Consider the following 16,349-nt stretch of genomic DNA (forward strand, 5'->3'; position numbering starts at 1 on the left):
AGGAGATCGCGTCTCAATAGCCGGTCAGCTCGAGATAGCCAACGCCGTCATGCGAGCCGGCAAAGCTGATCGGTCCTTCCCAATAGGAGAAGCCGGTCCCCATCCAGGCCTTGGGGTTGAGCGGCTTGCAGGCAATCGAGAACGATCGCGAGGGGATCGCGATCTGCCACTCCACCGGCAGCTTGCGTCCCGCGACATCCGCGGTTGCCTTCGGCGTCATCTGGATGTCGCCTCCCGCGATCATCTGCGTCTCGCCGGTGGCGCTGATCCAGTTGCCGAACGGATAATCCTTGCCGTCCTTCTGCCGCAGCCGGTACAGCATCAGCTTGTCGCCGGATGCGAGATGCAGCGAGAGCCAGTCCCAGCCGGTCTGGTCGGCATCGAGCGGCTGGCTGCTCCATTCCCGGTCCATCCAGGCTTGGCCGGTGACATCGACGGATTTGGCATCGATCGTGAGATTGCCGCGCGCGCGATAGAACGGCTGGCTGTAATAGTAGGACGCCTGCCCGCGCTCGGACTTGCGGCTGTAGCCGCCATTGCCCTGCAGGACCACCGGACGATCGGCCTCCAGCGTCAATGCGTAGCTGAAATCGGTGCCGGACGCCTTCAGTGTCAGCGGTGCCAGTGTGCGATCGTCGGTGCGCTCGAGGCCCTTCATCTCCCAGTTGTCGATCCAGGCATCGAACGGCTTGGCCGTCACGCCGGCCTGCCCCACGCCGCCGCGCGAAAACGTTTCGTTGAAGCGGTGGGTGTCGGCCCGTGTCACCGCGGCATGCGCCATCCACACCTGCTGATTGGCCCAGCCTTCGCCTTGTGGGCCCGGCTGCGCGGCCTGGCGGAACAGCGTCCATTGCAGGCCGCAAGCCGCGCCGCTGCCATCGACCAGGTTCGCCGTGAGATACCACCACTCGATGCGAAATTCCGGATGCGGCCCGTGATCGGCGGGAAAGGTGAATGCCTTTCCCGGCGTGACCTTGGCAAAGCCGTCGGCGGTCTCGCCGAGCCCGGCATAGCCCTGCGCGCCGGCGCGCCGGGCTAGAGCGAGGGCGGCGATGCCGGCGGCGAAGGCGCGCCGCGAGATCCGGTCAGCGCTCATTGGCAAACACCTTGACAAGAGTCGTCGGCTGCATCCGCGCCAGCCGCAGCATCGGCAGCAAGGCGGCCACCAGCGAAGCAAGCAGTGCAACCACGACCAGCTCGACCAATTGCAGCGGAAACACGTGGAACGGCAGCCGCCAGCCGAATGCCTTCACATTGACGATCGCAATCAGGCACCACGCCACCAGCAGGCCGAGCGGCACCGCCAGCAGGGACGTGAACAGTGCGACCGAAAGCGTCTTGGTCAGCTCGATCGCGGCAAGGCGCGGCCGCGTGATGCCGATCGCCCACAGCGGCGCAAGCTGCGGCAGGCGGGAATTCGCCAGCGTCAGCAGGCTGGTCAGCAGTGCGATGCCGGCGACGCCGAGCGTGAAGGCGTTCAGCGCCGAGGTCACGGCGAAGGTGCGGTTGAAGATGCGGATCGATTCCGCCTTCACCGTCGCCTGGTCGGCGACGCTGCGGTCGTCGAGCGCAAACTGCTTCTGCAGGGCCGCGATCAGGCCGGGGATATGTTCCTTGGCGACGATCAGGCCCATCCGCGTCTGCGGCGTCTGCGGAAACTGCCGGATCAGCGCCGCGACATTCACGGCCAGCTGCCCCCTGGGATTGCCGTAATCGGCATAGATGCCGACGATGTCGAGCTCCCAGGTGCCGCCCGGCGCCGGCACTTCGATCACGTCACCGAGGCGTACATTCAGCCGGCGGCTCAACTGCTCGCTGATGAAGGCGGCATTGCCCGGCACCAGACGGGTCCAAGCGCGGGGTGCGACTTGCAGCAGCGGCCAGCGCTCGCGATAGAGCGCGTGATCGGGCAGGCCCAGCAGCTCGACCGGCTGGCCTTGAATCTGCGCTTCCGTACGTCCGCCCGAGAGGATCGCCTGGACGTCGCTGCGCTCCTTCAGCCAGCTGCGGATCGCAACTCCCTGCGCATTGTCGGACGCGCTGATGTAGACGTCGGCGGCGAGCCGCCCGTCGAGCCAGCCGATGAACGTGCGGCTGAAGGTCTCCACCATGGTCGAGACGCCGACATTGACGGCAAGCGCGAGCAGCAGTGCCATCAGCGCGAGCGACAATCCGGACAGCTGTTGACGGCTGTCCGCCCAGAACCACAGCGCAAGCGGGCCACGCGCGACGCGCTGGCCGGCGAGCAGGATGATGTCGAGAAAGGCCGGCAGGATCAGCGCCGCACCTAACATCAGGGCCGCTAGCACGCCAAAGCCTGCGATCAGCGATTGCCCGTAGTGGAGCAGCAGCGACGCGACGGCGAACACGGCGCAGGCCGCACAGCTCTGCAGGATCAGCCAGCGGCGTTGCCGCTGCTGCCAGGCGCGCGGCTGGGCGGTTGCCAGCACCGGCATTCTGACCGCCTTGATCAGACTCGTTGCGGCCGCCACCAGCGCGCCCGCCACGCTGATGCCGATGCCGGCGAGCCACCATTCGCCTCGCAGGCCGAGCTGCCCCGGAATCTGCGCGCCATAGAGCCCGCGCAGCGATGCGGCGACGTCGGGCAGCAGGGCAGCCGCGATGAAATAGCCGCAAGCGAGCCCGATCAGCCCGGCGATCAGCGCCAGTGCCACGAGCTCGATCACCAGCACCGTGTTGACCAGCCGCGCCGAGGCGCCGCAGGCGCGCAAGGTCCGCAGCATCGGCAGACGCTGCTCGAAGGCGAGGCCGACGGCCGAGTTGACGATGAACAGGCCGACGAAGAACGACAACAGGCCGAACGCGGTGAGATTGAGATGGAAACTGTCGGTGAGATGCTCCAGCTCCGTCTCGGCATCCGGCTCGACCCGCTGCAACTGCTCGCCAACGACGCTGGCCAGCGGCGCCGGCTTGCCCTTCGCCTCGCCGATCAGGAGCCGGGACACCTGATCCGGCTTGTTGAGGAGGCGCTGTGCCACGCCGATATCGACCACGAGCACATCGGGCACGAGCTGCGGCAGCACGCGCAGCGGCGGCAGCTTTGCGCCATCGCTGATCGCAGGCGCCGCGCCTTCCGCCTCATGCAAGTCGGCCAGCGTCTCCCGCGCCACCAGCGTCTGGCCCGGCGGCGCGACGAAGCTGCTCAGATCCGAGGCGCCGAGCCGCGGCGCGTTGCCGACATCGGCCGGCAGCGTCACCGGCTCGATGCCGAGCAGCCGCACCGAGCGGCCGTTGATCTGGACCCGCCCCTCCAGCACCGGCGAGACCGGCCAGCCCGCGCGCCGGAGCTTGACGAACAGCTCCTGGGAAAACGTCGCCGCCTTTGGCGCCACCAACATCGCCGTACGCGCGCCGCCGAATGTTGCCGCGGCACGGTCATAGGCATTGCGGGCCTGCTGGTTGATCGCCTGCACGCCGCTCCACAGCGCGGTCGCCGCGATCAGCCCGATCAGCAGCGTGGCGAACTGCATCTTGTGGCGCCGCCAATGGCTGAGCAGCACGGCGAGGATCCACAGCGCGCGCCTCATGCGATGCGCCCCGCATGCAGGGTGAGGTGACGGTCGAGCGTCGCAGCCAGATGCAGGCTGTGCGTCACCATCAGGAAGCCGCAGCCGGTGCGCGCGACGAGGTCGCGCGTCAGCGCCAGCACGTCCTCGGCGGTGGCTTCGTCGAGATTGCCGGTCGGCTCGTCCGCGAGCAGCAGCGAGGGCTTTGTCGCCAGCGCCCGGCCGATCGCGACCCGCTGCTGCTGGCCGCCCGATATTTGTTCTGGATAACGTTTGAGCAGGCCGCCGAGCCCGAGCCGCTCGACAAGCTCCTTGATCCAGGCCGCATCATGCCGGCCGGCGATCCGCGCCTGGAAGGCGAGATTGTCCGCGACCGAGAGGCTCGGGACCAGGTTGAATTGCTGGAAGACCAGCCCGATGCGATCCCGCCGCAAGCCGGCACGTCCCGCATCCGACAGCTTGGTGACCTCGATCTCCTCCAGCTGGATCGTGCCGCCGTCGGCCGCATCGAGCCCCGCGATCAGATGCAGCAATGTGCTCTTGCCGCTGCCGGACTCGCCGGTCAGTGCGACGCGCTCGCCGTGCCTGAGGTCGAGATCGACGCCGCGCAGCACATGGACCGGCTCGCCGGCCGAGGAGAATGTCTTGGACAGATTTCGGATGCTCAGCACGATGAATGGCGCCGGACGGAATTGACACAATTGCTCCGTAGCACACTTGCTGCGGAAATGCCGGGTTGCGTTGGTCTTGAAGCCGTTGTTAGCTTCCAAGACGGCCAAATCAAAAAGTGCCAAAAAGACATACGGGGAGATTCATGAGCGCTCAGGGAACGCCGGCGGCGGCGGGCAGGACGGCAGGGCAATCCAAGGCAACGCCGAAGGGCGCCTGGACCATTACATTTCTCCTCTTTCTCTTCATGGTGGTGAACTTCGCGGACAAGATCGTCGTCGGTCTCGCCGGCGTGCCGATCATGACCGACATGAAGCTCAGCGCCGAGCAGTTCGGCCTGCTCGGGTCCTCGTTCTTCTTCCTGTTCTCGATCTCTGCCATCGTGGTCGGCTTCATCGTCAACAAGGTGCCGACGCGCTGGGTGCTGCTTGTTCTGGCCGTGATCTGGGCGCTGGCGCAATTTCCGATGGTCGGCACCGTCTCCTTCACCACGCTCCTGATCTGCCGCATCGTGCTGGGCGCTGGCGAAGGCCCGGCCTTCTCGGTCGCCGCGCACGCCATCTACAAATGGTTCCCCGACGAGAAGCGCACGCTGCCGACCGCGATCCTGTCGCAGGGCTCGGCCTTCGGCGTTATCCTCGCGGTGCCGGCGCTGAACTGGATCATCGTCAATCATTCCTGGCACTATGCCTTCGGCGCGCTCGGAATCGTCGGCCTGATCTGGGTTGCGGCCTGGCTCACGCTCGGCAAGGAAGGGCCGCTGGAAGACACGCAAGTCTCGGCTGCGGCCGAGCCGAAGATCCCTTATTTGCAGCTTCTCACCTCGCGCACCTTCATCGGCTGCGTCGCCGCAACCTTCGGCGCCTATTGGGCGCTGTCGCTCGGCCTGACGTGGTTCACGCCGTTCATCGTCAAGGGGCTCGGGTTCTCGCAGAGCGAGGCCGGCTTCATCTCGATCCTGCCCTGGGTGTTCGGCGCCACCATCGTCATGCTCACCGGCTGGATCTCGCAGGTGATGATGGCGCGCGGCTACAACACCCGTGCGGCGCGCGGTGTTCTAGGCTCGGTGCCGCTCGTGGTCGGCGGGCTGATCCTGGCGATGATGCCGCATGTCCAGGGCGCGGGCCTTCAGATCGCGCTGCTTGTGGTCGGCTCGGGCCTGTGCGGGGCGATCTACGTCGTCTGCCCGCCCATGCTCGGCGAATTCACGCCGACGTCGCAGCGCGGCGCGATTCTCGCGATCTACGGTGCGCTCTACACGCTCGCCGGCATCATCGCGCCGGCCGTGATGGGCGCCACGATCCAGCGTGCCGGCAGCACGCTCGACGGCTACCTGACCGGCTTCACCATCAACGCCGTGATCATGGTCGGCTCCGGCCTGCTCGGCCTATTGCTGCTCTGGCCGAACACGGAGAGGACCAGGCTGACGCGTGGTGCCACTCCGCAGGCAGCTGCGCTGAAAGGCGCGGTGTCGCCGGGGTAAGGGAAGCGGTTAGCCGCCCCAACCACAACTGTCGTCCCGGACAAGCGTAAGCGCAGATCCGGGACCCCCGCGCGAGCGCTTGCGCTCGTCGCGATAATCACAGGGAGTGGTTTGGCGAAGGCTCGGAGTTGACAGCTTCGCACCACACGTCTCCCTGTGGTTATGGATCCCCGCTTTCGCGGGGATGACAGCGAGGATGTTGAGACGCTTTGGCGTCTCATACATGGACGTCGCCTAATTCACCCCCTGCGCACCACGAATCAGCCTCCCCGGCCGCCGTCCCGTGGCCTCACCCTGTCGCCGCGTCACCACGCCCGACACGATGGTCGCCTCGTAGCCGTCGACATCCTGCAGCAACCTCCGCCCGCCGACCGGCAGATCGTAATGCACCTTCGGCGGATGCAGGTGCAGACGGTCGTAGTCGATCACGTTGACGTCAGCTTTATAGCCCGGAGCAATAAGCCCGCGGTCGGCGAGACCGACCGAGAGCGCCGTCTTGCGCGACTGCGCCGCGACCACGAACGGAATCGTGAGCTTCTCGCCGCGCTTGCGGTCACGGGTCCAGTGCGTCAGCAGATAGGTCGGGAAGCTCGCATCGCAGATGATGCCGCAATGCGCGCCGCCGTCGGACAGGCCCGGCACCGATTGCGGGTCGAGCAGCATCTCGCGCGTCGCATCGAGATTGCCGTCGGAATAGTTCAGGAATGGCACGTAGAGCATGCCGCGGCCATCGTCCGACAGCATGGCGTCATAGGCGAGCTCTTCCGGCCGACGCCCCTGCCTGCGCGCCAGCGGTCCCAGCGCGTTCTCCGGCGGCTGCTCGTAATCGGGGGGATCGCCGAGCAGGAACATCTTGTCGTAGTCGGGACGGAAGAACAGCGGATCGTCGGTCGCGGTCGCCGTCTCGCTCAGGATTGCCTTGCGCACATCAGGCTGATGCAGCCGCGCCAGCCGTTCCTGCAGCGGCAGATGGGCAATCGCCCTGTAGCTCGGATGGGTCTGGAAAGGGTTGCGCGAGAGCTCGAGCCCGAGCAGGAGCCCGACAGGGCGCGCCGCAATCTGCGCGGTGACGGAGAGGCCGCGCCGTGCTGCCGCATTGATCTCGTCCAGCGTCTGGCGCCAGCGCTGCGGTGCCTTGTCGTTCTGCGTGATCGAGAACGAGATCGGGCATTTCGTCGAGTCTGCGACCCGCAGCATCATCGGCAGGTCTTCGTGGAGGGTGGAGAGGTCGAGCACGAATTGCAGCACGCTGCGGCCCTGCCGGTGCATCGCGCCGGCAATCGCGGTGAGCTCGTCCTCGCCTGCTTTCAGCGTCGGCGTGAAATCGCCGGTCGAGGTGCGATGATTGAGCGTGCGCGAGGTCGAGAAGCCGAGCGCTCCCGAGCGTACCGCCTCGCCCGCGAGCCTCGCCATCGCCGCATTGTCCTCCGCGGTCGAGGGATCGCGGCGCGCGCCGCGCTCGCCCATGACATAGACGCGCAGCGCCGCATGCGGCAGTTGCGCGCCGACATCGATGTCGAAATCGCGCCTGGAGAGCCAGTCCATGTAATCCGGAAAGCTCTCCCAGGCCCAGGGAATGCCGGCGCTCAGCACCGGCTCCGGAATGTCCTCGACGCCTTCCATGAGCTGGATCAGGCGGGTGTGGTCATCAGGCTTGCACGGCGCAAAGCCGACGCCGCAATTGCCCATGATCGCCGTGGTGACGCCGTTCTGTGAGGACGGCGTGATGTCCTGGCTCCAGGTGACCTGCCCGTCGTAATGGGTATGCACGTCGACGAAGCCCGGTGTCACCAGTTTTCCGCGCGCGTCGATCTCCTCGCGGCCCTTCGACGCAACCTTGCCGACTTCGCTAATCTTGCCGCCGGTGATGGCGACATCAGCCTCGAACAGCTCGCCGCCGCTGCCGTCCGCGACGGTGCCGCCGCGGATTATGAGATCAGGGGTGCTCATTGGTGTTTCTTCCCGATTTGTTTTGTTGTTGTACGCGCCTCTTTCAGCTGTCGTCCCGGACAAGCGAAGCGCAGATCCGGGACCCATAACCACAGGAAAATGTTTTGCGAAGACTCGGAGTGACCAGTCCCGCGCCGCAACTTCTCCCTGTGGTTATGGGTCCCTGCATTCGCAGGGACGACAGTTGAATTCGTGGCTCAAGCCTTGGCCGGCTTCCGTTCCGTGAACGGCGACAGCACCACCGTCGCGAGCATGAAGATCACGGACGCGCCGAACACCCAATGCGGCGCGCTTTGATCCATGATCCAGCCGAACAGCAGCGGTGAGACGATGCCGCCGAGATTGAAACCGGTCGAGACGATGCCGAAGGCACGCCCCGCAGCGCCGGCGGGCGCCGCATTGCGCACCAGCATGTCGCGGGAGGGCGCGATCACGCCGGAGAGGAAGCCCGCGGTCGCCATCATGGCGGTCAGCGCCCAGCCCGGCAGCGTCACCAGCGCGATCAGCAGTACGATTGCCGCATTCGCCGCAAAGCAGGCCGCCGCGACATAGCCGTGACGCTCGGTGTGGTCGGCGAGGAAGCCGCCCGCGAGCACGCCCGCGGCGCTGGCGGCGAGGAATGCGGTCAATGCGACGTTGGCGATCGAATAAGAGGCACCATACCCGCTCATCAGCGCGACCACGCCGAAATTGTTGATACCTGCGACCGACAGGCTGAGCAGCATGAACAGCGCGGTCAACGTGATCAACGCTGGGGTGATCACCGCCTGCTTCGGCGCGCTTTCGCCGCCCGGCTTCTTCTTGTGCGCGCCGGCCTCGGGAATGCCCATGGCGATCAGCAGCAACGCCACCAGGATCGCGATCGCGCCCGACGCGATCAGCGCACCGACGCCGCCGGACAGGGTGACCAGCGCGGCAACGATCGCCGGCGTCACCGCACCGCCGAGATAGCCGGCAAAGGTGTGGACCGAGAAGGCGCGCCCCATCCGCGCCTCGTCCATGTGCTCGGCCAGGATCGCGTAATCGGCGGGATGATAGACGCTGTTGGCGAGGCCGAGCAGCACGGCGCAGGCGATCAGCGAGGCGTAGCTGAGGTGTAGTCCGAGCAGGATCAGCGCGAGCCCGCCGAGCGTCAGCCCGGCCAGCAGGATTTTGCGCGCGCCAAAATGGTCGACGAGATAGCCGGTCGGCGCCTGCGTCAGACCCGATACGACGGCAAGCGTGGTAAGCGCGAAGCCGAGCTCGACATAGCCGACGCCGAGCTTTTCCCTCAGGAACGGAAACAGCATCGGCAGGACCAGCAGGTGGAAATGGCTGACCCAATGCGCGATGGAGATTCCGGTCAGCGTGCGCAGCGCATTGTCCGCCTTGCCATGCTGCGGTGCGGCGAGAACGTCGACCATTGCAGTTCCGTTTCACTCCCGATGGAGGCGCAAACTATCGGGGAGGGCGGTTATTTGTCCATGAACGCAGGCGCATGGCAGCTAGCGCGGGCGGGGGAAGTGAGGGGCATCGGGTGTGCCTCCACGCCGTCATCCCTGCGCACGCAGGGACGACAACGGAGTTCGGCTACTCACAACGGCTCGTCATCCGGGCCATATCGATCACGCTTCGGCGTTGCGATGTCGCCGTCTTCGTAATCGTCGTCGTCAATCTCGCGCCGGGGTGAGGGCTTCTTTGCCTTGTCTTGCGCCTGCTTCGGCGGTTCGCTCGGTTTTACGGTCTTGGCCATGGCTGGTCCCGGATGGGTGATGCTGCATCCGAATGAATCTATCCGCCCAATATGTGCGGTTCCTGGCCCAACTCAAGGCTCGCGACGAGGCCGTCAGTGCAGCATCGGTCCGCCCGCCTTCTTCCAGGCATCGATGCCGCCGGCGATATGGGCGGTGTTGAGAAGTCCCGCTTTCTTCGCAGCCGCCACGGCCATCGCCGAGCGTTCGCCGAAGGCGCAGAAGAACACCACACGGCGGCCGGTGGCGGCCGCGACCTCGCGCAGCATGCCGCCGGGCTTGAGGCTCTCCTCGACGGAGGGATAGGGCGTGTGCAGCGCGCCTTCGAGCGTGCCGTGTTTCAGCCGCTCGTTGGTCTCGCGCAGGTCGACCAGCAGGATGTCGGGCCGGCCGAGCGCGCGGATCGCCTCGACGGCGCTCAGCGCGCGGCCTTCCTTTTCCAGCTCCTCCTGATGCAGGCCGACATGCATGTTGGCGGGCACCGCCACGTCCATCATCTTCGGATTGGGCAGCTTCAGGTTCGCCATCAGCTCGATATATTCGTCCACCGAGCGCACCTGGAGCCGCGGATTGTAGCGCTTCTCCTCGCCGATGGTGGAGACGGTATCGCCCTTGTAGTCATGCGCCGGGAACACCATCGTCTCGTCCGGCAGCTTGAGCAGGCGGTTGAAGATCGAATCATACTGGGCGCGCGAGGATCCGTTCTGGAAATCGGTGCGGCCGGTGCCGCGGATCAGGAGCGTGTCGCCGGTGAAGACGCGGTCTCCCATCAGATAGGAATAGGAATCGTCGGTGTGACCCGGCGTGTACATCACGTCGAGCGACAGGCCCTCGATCGTCACCTTGTCGCCGTCGGCCACCCGCATCGCAACCACGTCGGCCTTGGTCTGGTCGCCCATCACGGTCATGCAATGGGTGCGGTCGCGCAGTTCGCCGAGGCCGGTGACGTGGTCGGCATGCAGATGGGTATCCACCGCCTTCACCAGCTTGAGGTCGAGCTCGCGCAGCAATTGGCAGTAGCGGTCGACCTTTTCCAACACGGGATCCAGGATCAGAGCCTCGCCGCCGGCGCGGCTGGCCAGGAGATAGCTGTAGGTGCCCGAAACGCTGTCGAAGAGCTGGCGGAAGATCATGGCGGGAAGTCCGGCGTGGAACTCGTTTCGAGGATTCTACTACGTTCCGGGCAAAAAAGAGAAGCAATTCACTGTGCGCGCGAGAGAATTTGGAAGATTTTTGTTGCGGTGCGGGTACGGGAGATGGTCGGCCATGCCATTGCCTCACGCCCAGCCGTCATCGCCCGCGAAGGCGGGCGATCCAGTACTCCAGAGGCCGAAGTGAGATACGGAGAAGCTGCGGAGTACTGGATTCCCCGCTTTCGCGGGGAATGACACTGAGTGCGTGGGGCGCCGTGGCACGGAATAGTCCTACGGCCTCACCAATGTGTACCCGTTCTCCGCCAGGAACAGGATCTGCCCGACCCCCACCTGCACCGGCGTTGCAGCGGGGATGAACTCCGGCCGCCTGCCGGTTTCCCGCTCGATCGTATCGACGGTGTTGAGGCAGATGTCGAAGCGAACGCCTTGTGCGATCAGGCTCTCGACCTGCTTGCGGCGCTCGCTGCCGGCAAGAAGCAGGTCGATGCCGGGACCGAATACCACCACTTCGATCGCGATCTTGTCGGGATCGTAGGCCTTCAGCAGGTTGTTGGCGACGCTCAGCACCAGCGCCTGCTTCCTCGCATCGCCGTCGGAGAGCTGCAGCACGATCCTGTGCTCGGCGAACGGCTTGTCCTGGAGCGGCACCTGTTGTGCCAGAGCGGGCGGGGCCGTCGCCCAGACGAGCAGTGCCAGCATCATCGCGGACAAGAGCTGCGATCGCATCATCCCTGTCCTGCAATGCCCGGATTGCCCTCGACTCCCTTCAGCGTCACGCCGGAGCCGAGCCGCTCCTGGAGCATCCGGCCCGAGCGCAGATACTTGCCGACGACGTCCCACACCGGCGCGCCTTGCTGGCCGTTGACCGAAGCCCAGCCCGCGACCTTGTAGCGGTGTCTGGCGCCGAGCGCCTTGCCGCTGCCCAGCTTCAGCTCCGAGATGCGGCTGCCGATCGCGGCTGTCGGCGTGCAGGTGTAGCTGAGCCCGCCGACGCGCACCATGTCACCGCCCTGCTGGTAATAGGGATCGGCGTTGAAGAGATTGTCGCAGACGTCTTCCAGCACGTCCTTGATCTGGGCTCCCGTCATGTCCTGCACATAGGTCTCGGGATAGGTGATCGCGGTTTCCGCCAGCAGATCCTCCATGGTCAGCGCCTGGCCGGGCAGCGCGGTGACGCCCCAGCGGAAGCCCGGCGACAGCGCGATCTCGGCGTCGAGCTCGGCACGCAGCGCCGTGCAGATCAATTCGTCGACGGGCCCGGAGAAATTGTCGCGGCGGTAGAGCAGGCGATCCGGCGTTGCGATCTTCTCCGACCAGTCGCTCACATGCGGCGCGCGCAGCCGGCCGATCAGCTCGGCCATGGCAGGGTCGGGCTTCAGCAGCTCGGAATAGACCGGCAGCAGATGATAGTGGACGTCGCTGACCTTGCCCTTGTCGAGTGCAAGATCGAGCACGGCCAGGAATTTCCCGTTGGAGCCGGCATTGGTGACGAGCGTCGTGCCGCCCGCATTCTTGACGGCAATCGGCTGCGGTACGGCATCATGGGTGTGGCCGCCGAGGATGACGTCGATGCCGGTGACCCGGCTTGCGAGCTTGAGGTCCACATCCATGCCGTTGTGCGACAGCAGGACGATGGCATCGACCTTGTCGGTGCCCCGCAAGGCATCGACATGCTTCTGCAACTCCTCCTCGCGGATGCCGAAGCTCCAGTCCGGTGTGAATCGTTTCGGATGCGCGATCGGAACGTAAGGGAAGGCTTGGCCGACGATCGCGACGCGATGCCCGCCGATCTCCTTGATCATCGAAGGCTTGAACACGCGGCCGGTGGCCTTGTCAAAGGCGGGGGCGTCGTTGAACGCGGCTTCCTCGGTCAGGAACACGTTCTGCGCCAGGAACTCGCCCTTGAAGCGCTCGAGATTGTCGCGCAGCGCCTGCTCGCCATAGGTGAATTCCCAATGTCCGGTCATCGCCTCGATGCCGAGCAGATTGGCGACCTCGACCATGTCGCGGCCCTGCATGACATTGGCAAGCCCGGTGCCCTGCCAGAGATCGCCTCCGTCGACGAGCAGCGAGCGCCTCTCGCCGACATCGGCGCGCAAGCGGTCGACCAGCGTCTTTAGGTGGGCAAAGCCGCCGAGCTTGCCGAAGCGGCCTGCGGACTTTTCGAACTCGAAGCAGGTGAAGGCATAGGCATCGGCGCTGTCGGGCCGGATGCCGAACCGCTCCAGGAAGGCGCGGCCGACCAGGTGCGGCGGCCGTCCCGCCATTTCACCGATGCCGATATTGACGCTGGGCTCGCGGAAATAGACCGGATTGAGCTGCGCGTGCGTGTCGGTGATGTGCAGGATCCGCGCATTGCCGAACCGCTCGATGTCGTAGATGCCAGCGGTCTCGGTGCCGCGGGCCAGCCGCGGCAGGCCGAGCGTCGCGGCGGCAAGGCCTGCACTTCTCAGGAAATCGCGGCGGCGGATCGCCATCCAAGAATTCTCCGCGCCTCTCGTGATCGTCGGACTATTCCACTCAGGCGCAGTTTAGCGGATTTCCATTGCCTTCCAGGCTTCTTTTTCGGACGTGGCCTGGAAGATCGATGCCTTCGCCAGCACCTCGGCCTCCCTGGCTGCGGCAACCGCACGGTCGAAATCGCCGCCGTCGGCAGCCTTCTTCGCGGCCGCCAGCGCAGATACGGTCACGGTCCATTGATTGCGCATGCCGGCCGCCTCCTTGGAGGCGGCTTCGGCGGCGGCATAGGCCGCCTTGTAGTCCGCCTCGTTCGCCGCGCGCGCGGATGGCGCAAGGCTCATGACGAGCAGCATGGCGAGAGCAAGTGACCGCTTCATGGCCGTGCTCCCGGTCCCGAGATCGGCAGGCCGTTGGCGACGTAGGACAGGAAATATTCGACGTCGCGATATTCGTCCGATTGCGGCTCCAGCGGAACCGCGCGGGTCTGGCTGTTGCAGGTGACGAAGCGGCGGCTGGTGGTGCCCATGCCGCTCCATTCGGAGCGGTAGATCGGCATCGCGTTGAGGATGCCGAGCGCCGGTGCCAGGGTCTCGGCGCGGATGCGCTCACCCGGGCTCTGCACATGGCAGCTGGCGCAGGAGAAATTCATCTGGCCGCGCCGGGTGTAGAAATACCGCTTGCCGTTCTCGTACGCCGCCAGCGCACGGGGATCGTCGGGAATCTTGATGTCCATCGGCTTGCCGCGCGAGGTATAGGCCATGTAGGCGGTGAGCGAGGCCATCTCGTCCTTGACGTAGGAATAGGGCGCTTCGCCATTGGCCTCGCGGCAGCGGTTGAGTGCGAGCTCCAGCGTGACGACCTTGCCTTCCTTCTCGTCGAAATAGGGATAGTTCTGGCGGATGCCGATGCCGCCGTTCGGGAAGCAGTCGGCGTAGGTCTTGCCGTTCTTGAACGGGGTCGAGAACATCTCCTTGCCGGCATCGAGCGCGAACTCGTAGGGCGGGAATTCCTCCTTCTCCTGCCACTGCCGCTTCATATCCTCGTTCATGGAATAAGGACCGTTGACGAAGTCCTCGTGCTTCACGTTCGGAAACTTCTGGAAGAAAAAATTCTGGAACGCCTTGGCATCGGCGACGGGATCGACCTTGTCCGCTGCGATGACGCGCGTTGCGGCGAAAGCGAGCGCCGCGAGTGCGACGAAGGCTGAGCCGAGCAGAACAGTGGCGCGCTGTTTCATCACGCGATCTTCGCGGTCGTCGTATCCGACGCACCCTTGTTGTCGGTCCAGGAGATCTTGAGCTCGTCGCCCTTCTTGGCGCCCTTGAAGCTGAACTTGACGTAGGGGTCCTTGGAGACCGCAGTGCCCCAATCGGCGACGAAGACGTCCCTGCCGTTACATTCGAACTTCAGCTCCTGGATGAAGTGCGCCGGAATCGGCTCGCCCTTGGAATCCTTGACCAGGCCGGTGTCCATGGGGTGCTGGATCAGCGTCTGCACCTCGGTGATGTCGCCATTGGATGTCGCGCGCACGCGAATGCTGGATGCCATGTCGAAATGCCTCGCTTAACCGCCGCAACCGCCGACGGTGACCTTGACCTCTTTGGTCGCGCTGTAGAGCTTGCCGTCGGCTTCCACGATCGCGGTCAATCTGGTGGTCTTGGCCATCTTCAGCCGGTTGGCGACGGCAGGGATCGTGCCCTCGGGAATCCTGTAGCTTGCCGCGAGCGCGTTCGGGTTCTCGGCCACGAAGAACGAGATCGAGGTCACCTTGTCGAGTGACGTCGTCACCGAGATCGGCACCACGCCGCCGTTCTCGGCGATCTCCGGCGCGTCGAGCTTGACCTTGTCGGACGGCTCCGCGGTCCTGCCATAGAGGGCCTTGATCGCGTCGGCCTCGTTCTTCTGCTTGAACGCCTCTTCCGGATATTTGTCGTTGGCCGCGGCGCGCGCGGGAGCGGCGCCGAACGGCAGATTGCCGAGGCCGAGCAGCGCGACGGAGGCTGCGCCCTGAAGGATCAGGCGCCGCGTCGGATGAGCGCCGGTGGTCGTGGTCATCTCAAGTCTCCTGGGCAGCCGGCCGTTACAGGGTCTGCAGGAAATCAACGATCGCGTTGATCTCCTGTTCGGTCAAAATCCGGTTCCGGCCGAACGGCGGCATCATGGTTTGCGGATTGCGCTTGGTCTCGTCGAAGATGATGGCGAACAGCTCGTCGCGATCGGGGTATTTTGCCTTAATGTCCTTCAGTTCCGGCCCGATCGTTCCCGGCAGGTCGCCGCCCTTGATGACGTGGCAGGTCAGGCAATTGCCCTTGCCGCGGTCGAAGGCGAGCTTCTCGCCCGCGGCCACGTTGGACTGCGCCCGTGCCGGGGCCGTGCCGGCGATAAGGGCCAGCGCAATCAGCAGGGCGGGCTTGCAAGGAAAGACGGTCAAGGCATCGTCCGGAGCGGTATGTCGATGATGTCGTTTGCGGAATGGTTCAAAAGCACAAAGGCGAGAGCCTGACAATCAAGACTATGCACGCGGCAAAATGGAGTTAATATCCCGCGCATTGCAACCGATGAGATAGTTCGTTCATCGGATCGACTGGAATTAGCAAATTATTCTCGCGGCCGTTCTGGCCCTGAAACCGTGTTTTCTGTTTCACATTATTGGGGACGTCACTTGGCTGAATATGTCGTCGAATTTGGCAGGGATGGCGGACGGGTCGAGCCGGATGGCCGGCTCGATGCGCCGGCCTTTCATCGCAACCACGAACCGATCTGGGCCGCGCTGGAAAAGTATCTCGCGGGCTGCACCGGCAATGTGGTGGAACTCGGCAGCGGAACCGGCCAGCACGTGGTTCATTTCGCGCGCCACGCGCCCGATCTGATCTGGTGGCCGAGCGACCTCAACCAGCGCCATCTCAAGAGCATCGAAGCCTGGCGCGTGCATGCGGGCCTGCCGAACATCCGCTCGCCCCTGCGGATCGATCTGACCGATCCCGACTGGTGTCCCGAGATGAAGAGCGGGCAGGCGCCGACGAGCCTTGCCGCCGTGTTCTGCGCCAACGTCATTCACATCGCGCCCTGGGCCGTGGCCGAAGGCCTGTTCGCCGGCGCCGGCCGATACCTGCGCGCCGACGGCAAGCTGTTCCTCTACGGCCCCTTCAAGCGCGACGGCAAGCACACCGCGCTCAGCAATGCGGTGTTCGACACCTCCTTGCGCGAAGGCAATCCCGATTGGGGCGTGCGCGATATCAGCGATGTCGAGAAGCTCGCAAAGGCGGCAGGCCTTCGCCTCGTCGATACGATCGAGATGCCTGCGAACAATCTGACGCTGGTGTTTGCGCGAGGCTAGGAGGTCGTCATGCCCGGGCTTGTCCCGGGCATCCACGTT

Annotated in this window: 16 protein-coding genes; 2 read left to right on the forward strand and 14 right to left on the reverse strand. The window is 65.2% G+C overall.

What is annotated here, in order from left to right; genetic code table 11:
• Nucleotides 1–13 precede the first annotated feature (13 nt).
• From H1B27_RS31145 to H1B27_RS31155, 3 genes are read right to left on the reverse strand one after another with little or no spacing between them, the layout of a single operon-like run.
• A complete protein-coding gene (locus H1B27_RS31145) occupies nucleotides 14–1,096 on the reverse strand; it encodes a lipocalin-like domain-containing protein (RefSeq protein WP_197968673.1) in 1,083 nt (360 codons plus the stop codon).
• Nucleotides 1,086–3,548, reverse strand: a complete 2,463-nt coding sequence (locus H1B27_RS31150) for an FtsX-like permease family protein (RefSeq protein WP_197968674.1) — start codon at nucleotides 3,546–3,548, stop codon at nucleotides 1,086–1,088. Before H1B27_RS31150 ends, H1B27_RS31145 begins: the two co-directional genes overlap by 11 nt.
• Entirely contained in the window at nucleotides 3,545–4,198 is a 654-nt protein-coding gene (locus H1B27_RS31155) for an ABC transporter ATP-binding protein (protein ID WP_197968675.1), read from the reverse strand. The genes H1B27_RS31150 and H1B27_RS31155 overlap by 4 nt, the downstream gene beginning before the upstream one ends.
• 143 nt (nucleotides 4,199–4,341) lie before the next feature.
• Here H1B27_RS31155 and H1B27_RS31160 point away from each other — a divergent pair, with 143 nt between their 5' ends.
• Nucleotides 4,342–5,679 carry an MFS transporter gene (locus H1B27_RS31160; RefSeq protein WP_197968676.1) on the forward strand — a complete coding sequence of 446 codons (1,338 nt, stop codon included), beginning with the start codon at nucleotides 4,342–4,344 and terminating at the stop codon, nucleotides 5,677–5,679.
• Nucleotides 5,680–5,913: 234 nt separating this feature from the next.
• Here H1B27_RS31160 and H1B27_RS31165 read toward each other — a convergent pair whose 3' ends face one another.
• From H1B27_RS31165 to soxX, 11 genes are all read right to left on the reverse strand, one after another.
• Complete coding sequence (locus H1B27_RS31165) at nucleotides 5,914–7,629, reverse strand: N-acyl-D-amino-acid deacylase family protein (protein ID WP_197968677.1); 1,716 nt, start codon at nucleotides 7,627–7,629, stop codon at nucleotides 5,914–5,916.
• Nucleotides 7,630–7,826: 197 nt separating this feature from the next.
• Nucleotides 7,827–9,032: an MFS transporter gene (locus H1B27_RS31170; protein ID WP_197968678.1), complete on the reverse strand. Its 1,206-nt coding sequence runs from the start codon at nucleotides 9,030–9,032 to the stop codon at nucleotides 7,827–7,829.
• A gap of 170 nt (nucleotides 9,033–9,202) precedes the next feature.
• Complete coding sequence (locus H1B27_RS31175; RefSeq protein WP_061879759.1) at nucleotides 9,203–9,361, reverse strand: hypothetical protein; 159 nt, start codon at nucleotides 9,359–9,361, stop codon at nucleotides 9,203–9,205.
• A 93-nt stretch (nucleotides 9,362–9,454) separates the two neighbouring features.
• On the reverse strand, nucleotides 9,455–10,492 hold the full coding sequence (locus tag H1B27_RS31180; RefSeq protein ID WP_061879758.1) for an MBL fold metallo-hydrolase: 1,038 nt from the start codon (nucleotides 10,490–10,492) through the stop codon (nucleotides 9,455–9,457).
• Nucleotides 10,493–10,783: 291 nt separating this feature from the next.
• Complete coding sequence (locus tag H1B27_RS31185) at nucleotides 10,784–11,242, reverse strand: DsrE family protein (protein WP_197968679.1); 459 nt, start codon at nucleotides 11,240–11,242, stop codon at nucleotides 10,784–10,786.
• On the reverse strand, nucleotides 11,239–12,990 hold the full coding sequence (soxB, locus tag H1B27_RS31190) for a thiosulfohydrolase SoxB (RefSeq protein WP_197968680.1): 1,752 nt from the start codon (nucleotides 12,988–12,990) through the stop codon (nucleotides 11,239–11,241). The genes H1B27_RS31185 and soxB overlap by 4 nt, the downstream gene beginning before the upstream one ends.
• Nucleotides 12,991–13,044: 54 nt before the next feature.
• The gene (locus H1B27_RS31195) at nucleotides 13,045–13,350 is read right to left on the reverse strand and encodes a hypothetical protein (RefSeq protein WP_197968681.1); all 306 of its coding nucleotides are present in this window, start codon (nucleotides 13,348–13,350) and stop codon (nucleotides 13,045–13,047) included.
• Nucleotides 13,347–14,210, reverse strand: a complete 864-nt coding sequence (gene soxA, locus H1B27_RS31200; RefSeq protein ID WP_197968682.1) for a sulfur oxidation c-type cytochrome SoxA — start codon at nucleotides 14,208–14,210, stop codon at nucleotides 13,347–13,349. Before soxA ends, H1B27_RS31195 begins: the two co-directional genes overlap by 4 nt.
• Complete coding sequence (soxZ, locus tag H1B27_RS31205; RefSeq protein WP_061879755.1) at nucleotides 14,210–14,521, reverse strand: thiosulfate oxidation carrier complex protein SoxZ; 312 nt, start codon at nucleotides 14,519–14,521, stop codon at nucleotides 14,210–14,212. Before soxZ ends, soxA begins: the two co-directional genes overlap by 1 nt.
• A gap of 15 nt (nucleotides 14,522–14,536) precedes the next feature.
• On the reverse strand, nucleotides 14,537–15,028 hold the full coding sequence (gene soxY / locus H1B27_RS31210; RefSeq protein WP_061879754.1) for a thiosulfate oxidation carrier protein SoxY: 492 nt from the start codon (nucleotides 15,026–15,028) through the stop codon (nucleotides 14,537–14,539).
• A 25-nt stretch (nucleotides 15,029–15,053) separates the two neighbouring features.
• Nucleotides 15,054–15,404, reverse strand: a complete 351-nt coding sequence (soxX, locus tag H1B27_RS31215; protein WP_197968683.1) for a sulfur oxidation c-type cytochrome SoxX — start codon at nucleotides 15,402–15,404, stop codon at nucleotides 15,054–15,056.
• Nucleotides 15,405–15,635: 231 nt separating this feature from the next.
• Between soxX and H1B27_RS31220 the strand changes: the two genes are divergently transcribed.
• Complete coding sequence (locus H1B27_RS31220) at nucleotides 15,636–16,310, forward strand: DUF938 domain-containing protein (protein WP_197968684.1); 675 nt, start codon at nucleotides 15,636–15,638, stop codon at nucleotides 16,308–16,310.
• Nucleotides 16,311–16,349 lie beyond the last annotated feature (39 nt).

This window comes from Bradyrhizobium diversitatis (assembly GCF_016031635.1).
In the GTDB taxonomy this organism is placed as follows: domain Bacteria; phylum Pseudomonadota; class Alphaproteobacteria; order Rhizobiales; family Xanthobacteraceae; genus Bradyrhizobium; species Bradyrhizobium diversitatis.

Excerpts from the sequence above, each read along its gene's own strand:
- H1B27_RS31145 (WP_197968673.1), bottom strand. The coding sequence starts at position 1,096 with ATGAGCGCTGACCGGATCTCGCGGCGCGCCTTCGCCGCCGGCATCGCC.
- H1B27_RS31150 (WP_197968674.1), bottom strand. The coding sequence starts at position 3,548 with ATGAGGCGCGCGCTGTGGATCCTCGCCGTGCTGCTCAGCCATTGGCGG.
- H1B27_RS31160 (WP_197968676.1), top strand. The coding sequence starts at position 4,342 with ATGAGCGCTCAGGGAACGCCGGCGGCGGCGGGCAGGACGGCAGGGCAA.
- H1B27_RS31165 (WP_197968677.1), bottom strand. The coding sequence starts at position 7,629 with ATGAGCACCCCTGATCTCATAATCCGCGGCGGCACCGTCGCGGACGGC.
- H1B27_RS31170 (WP_197968678.1), bottom strand. The coding sequence starts at position 9,032 with ATGGTCGACGTTCTCGCCGCACCGCAGCATGGCAAGGCGGACAATGCG.
- H1B27_RS31175 (WP_061879759.1), bottom strand. The coding sequence starts at position 9,361 with ATGGCCAAGACCGTAAAACCGAGCGAACCGCCGAAGCAGGCGCAAGAC.
- H1B27_RS31180 (WP_061879758.1), bottom strand. The coding sequence starts at position 10,492 with ATGATCTTCCGCCAGCTCTTCGACAGCGTTTCGGGCACCTACAGCTAT.
- H1B27_RS31185 (WP_197968679.1), bottom strand. The coding sequence starts at position 11,242 with ATGATGCGATCGCAGCTCTTGTCCGCGATGATGCTGGCACTGCTCGTC.
- soxB (WP_197968680.1), bottom strand. The coding sequence starts at position 12,990 with ATGGCGATCCGCCGCCGCGATTTCCTGAGAAGTGCAGGCCTTGCCGCC.
- H1B27_RS31195 (WP_197968681.1), bottom strand. The coding sequence starts at position 13,350 with ATGAAGCGGTCACTTGCTCTCGCCATGCTGCTCGTCATGAGCCTTGCG.
- soxA (WP_197968682.1), bottom strand. The coding sequence starts at position 14,210 with ATGAAACAGCGCGCCACTGTTCTGCTCGGCTCAGCCTTCGTCGCACTC.
- soxZ (WP_061879755.1), bottom strand. The coding sequence starts at position 14,521 with ATGGCATCCAGCATTCGCGTGCGCGCGACATCCAATGGCGACATCACC.
- soxY (WP_061879754.1), bottom strand. The coding sequence starts at position 15,028 with ATGACCACGACCACCGGCGCTCATCCGACGCGGCGCCTGATCCTTCAG.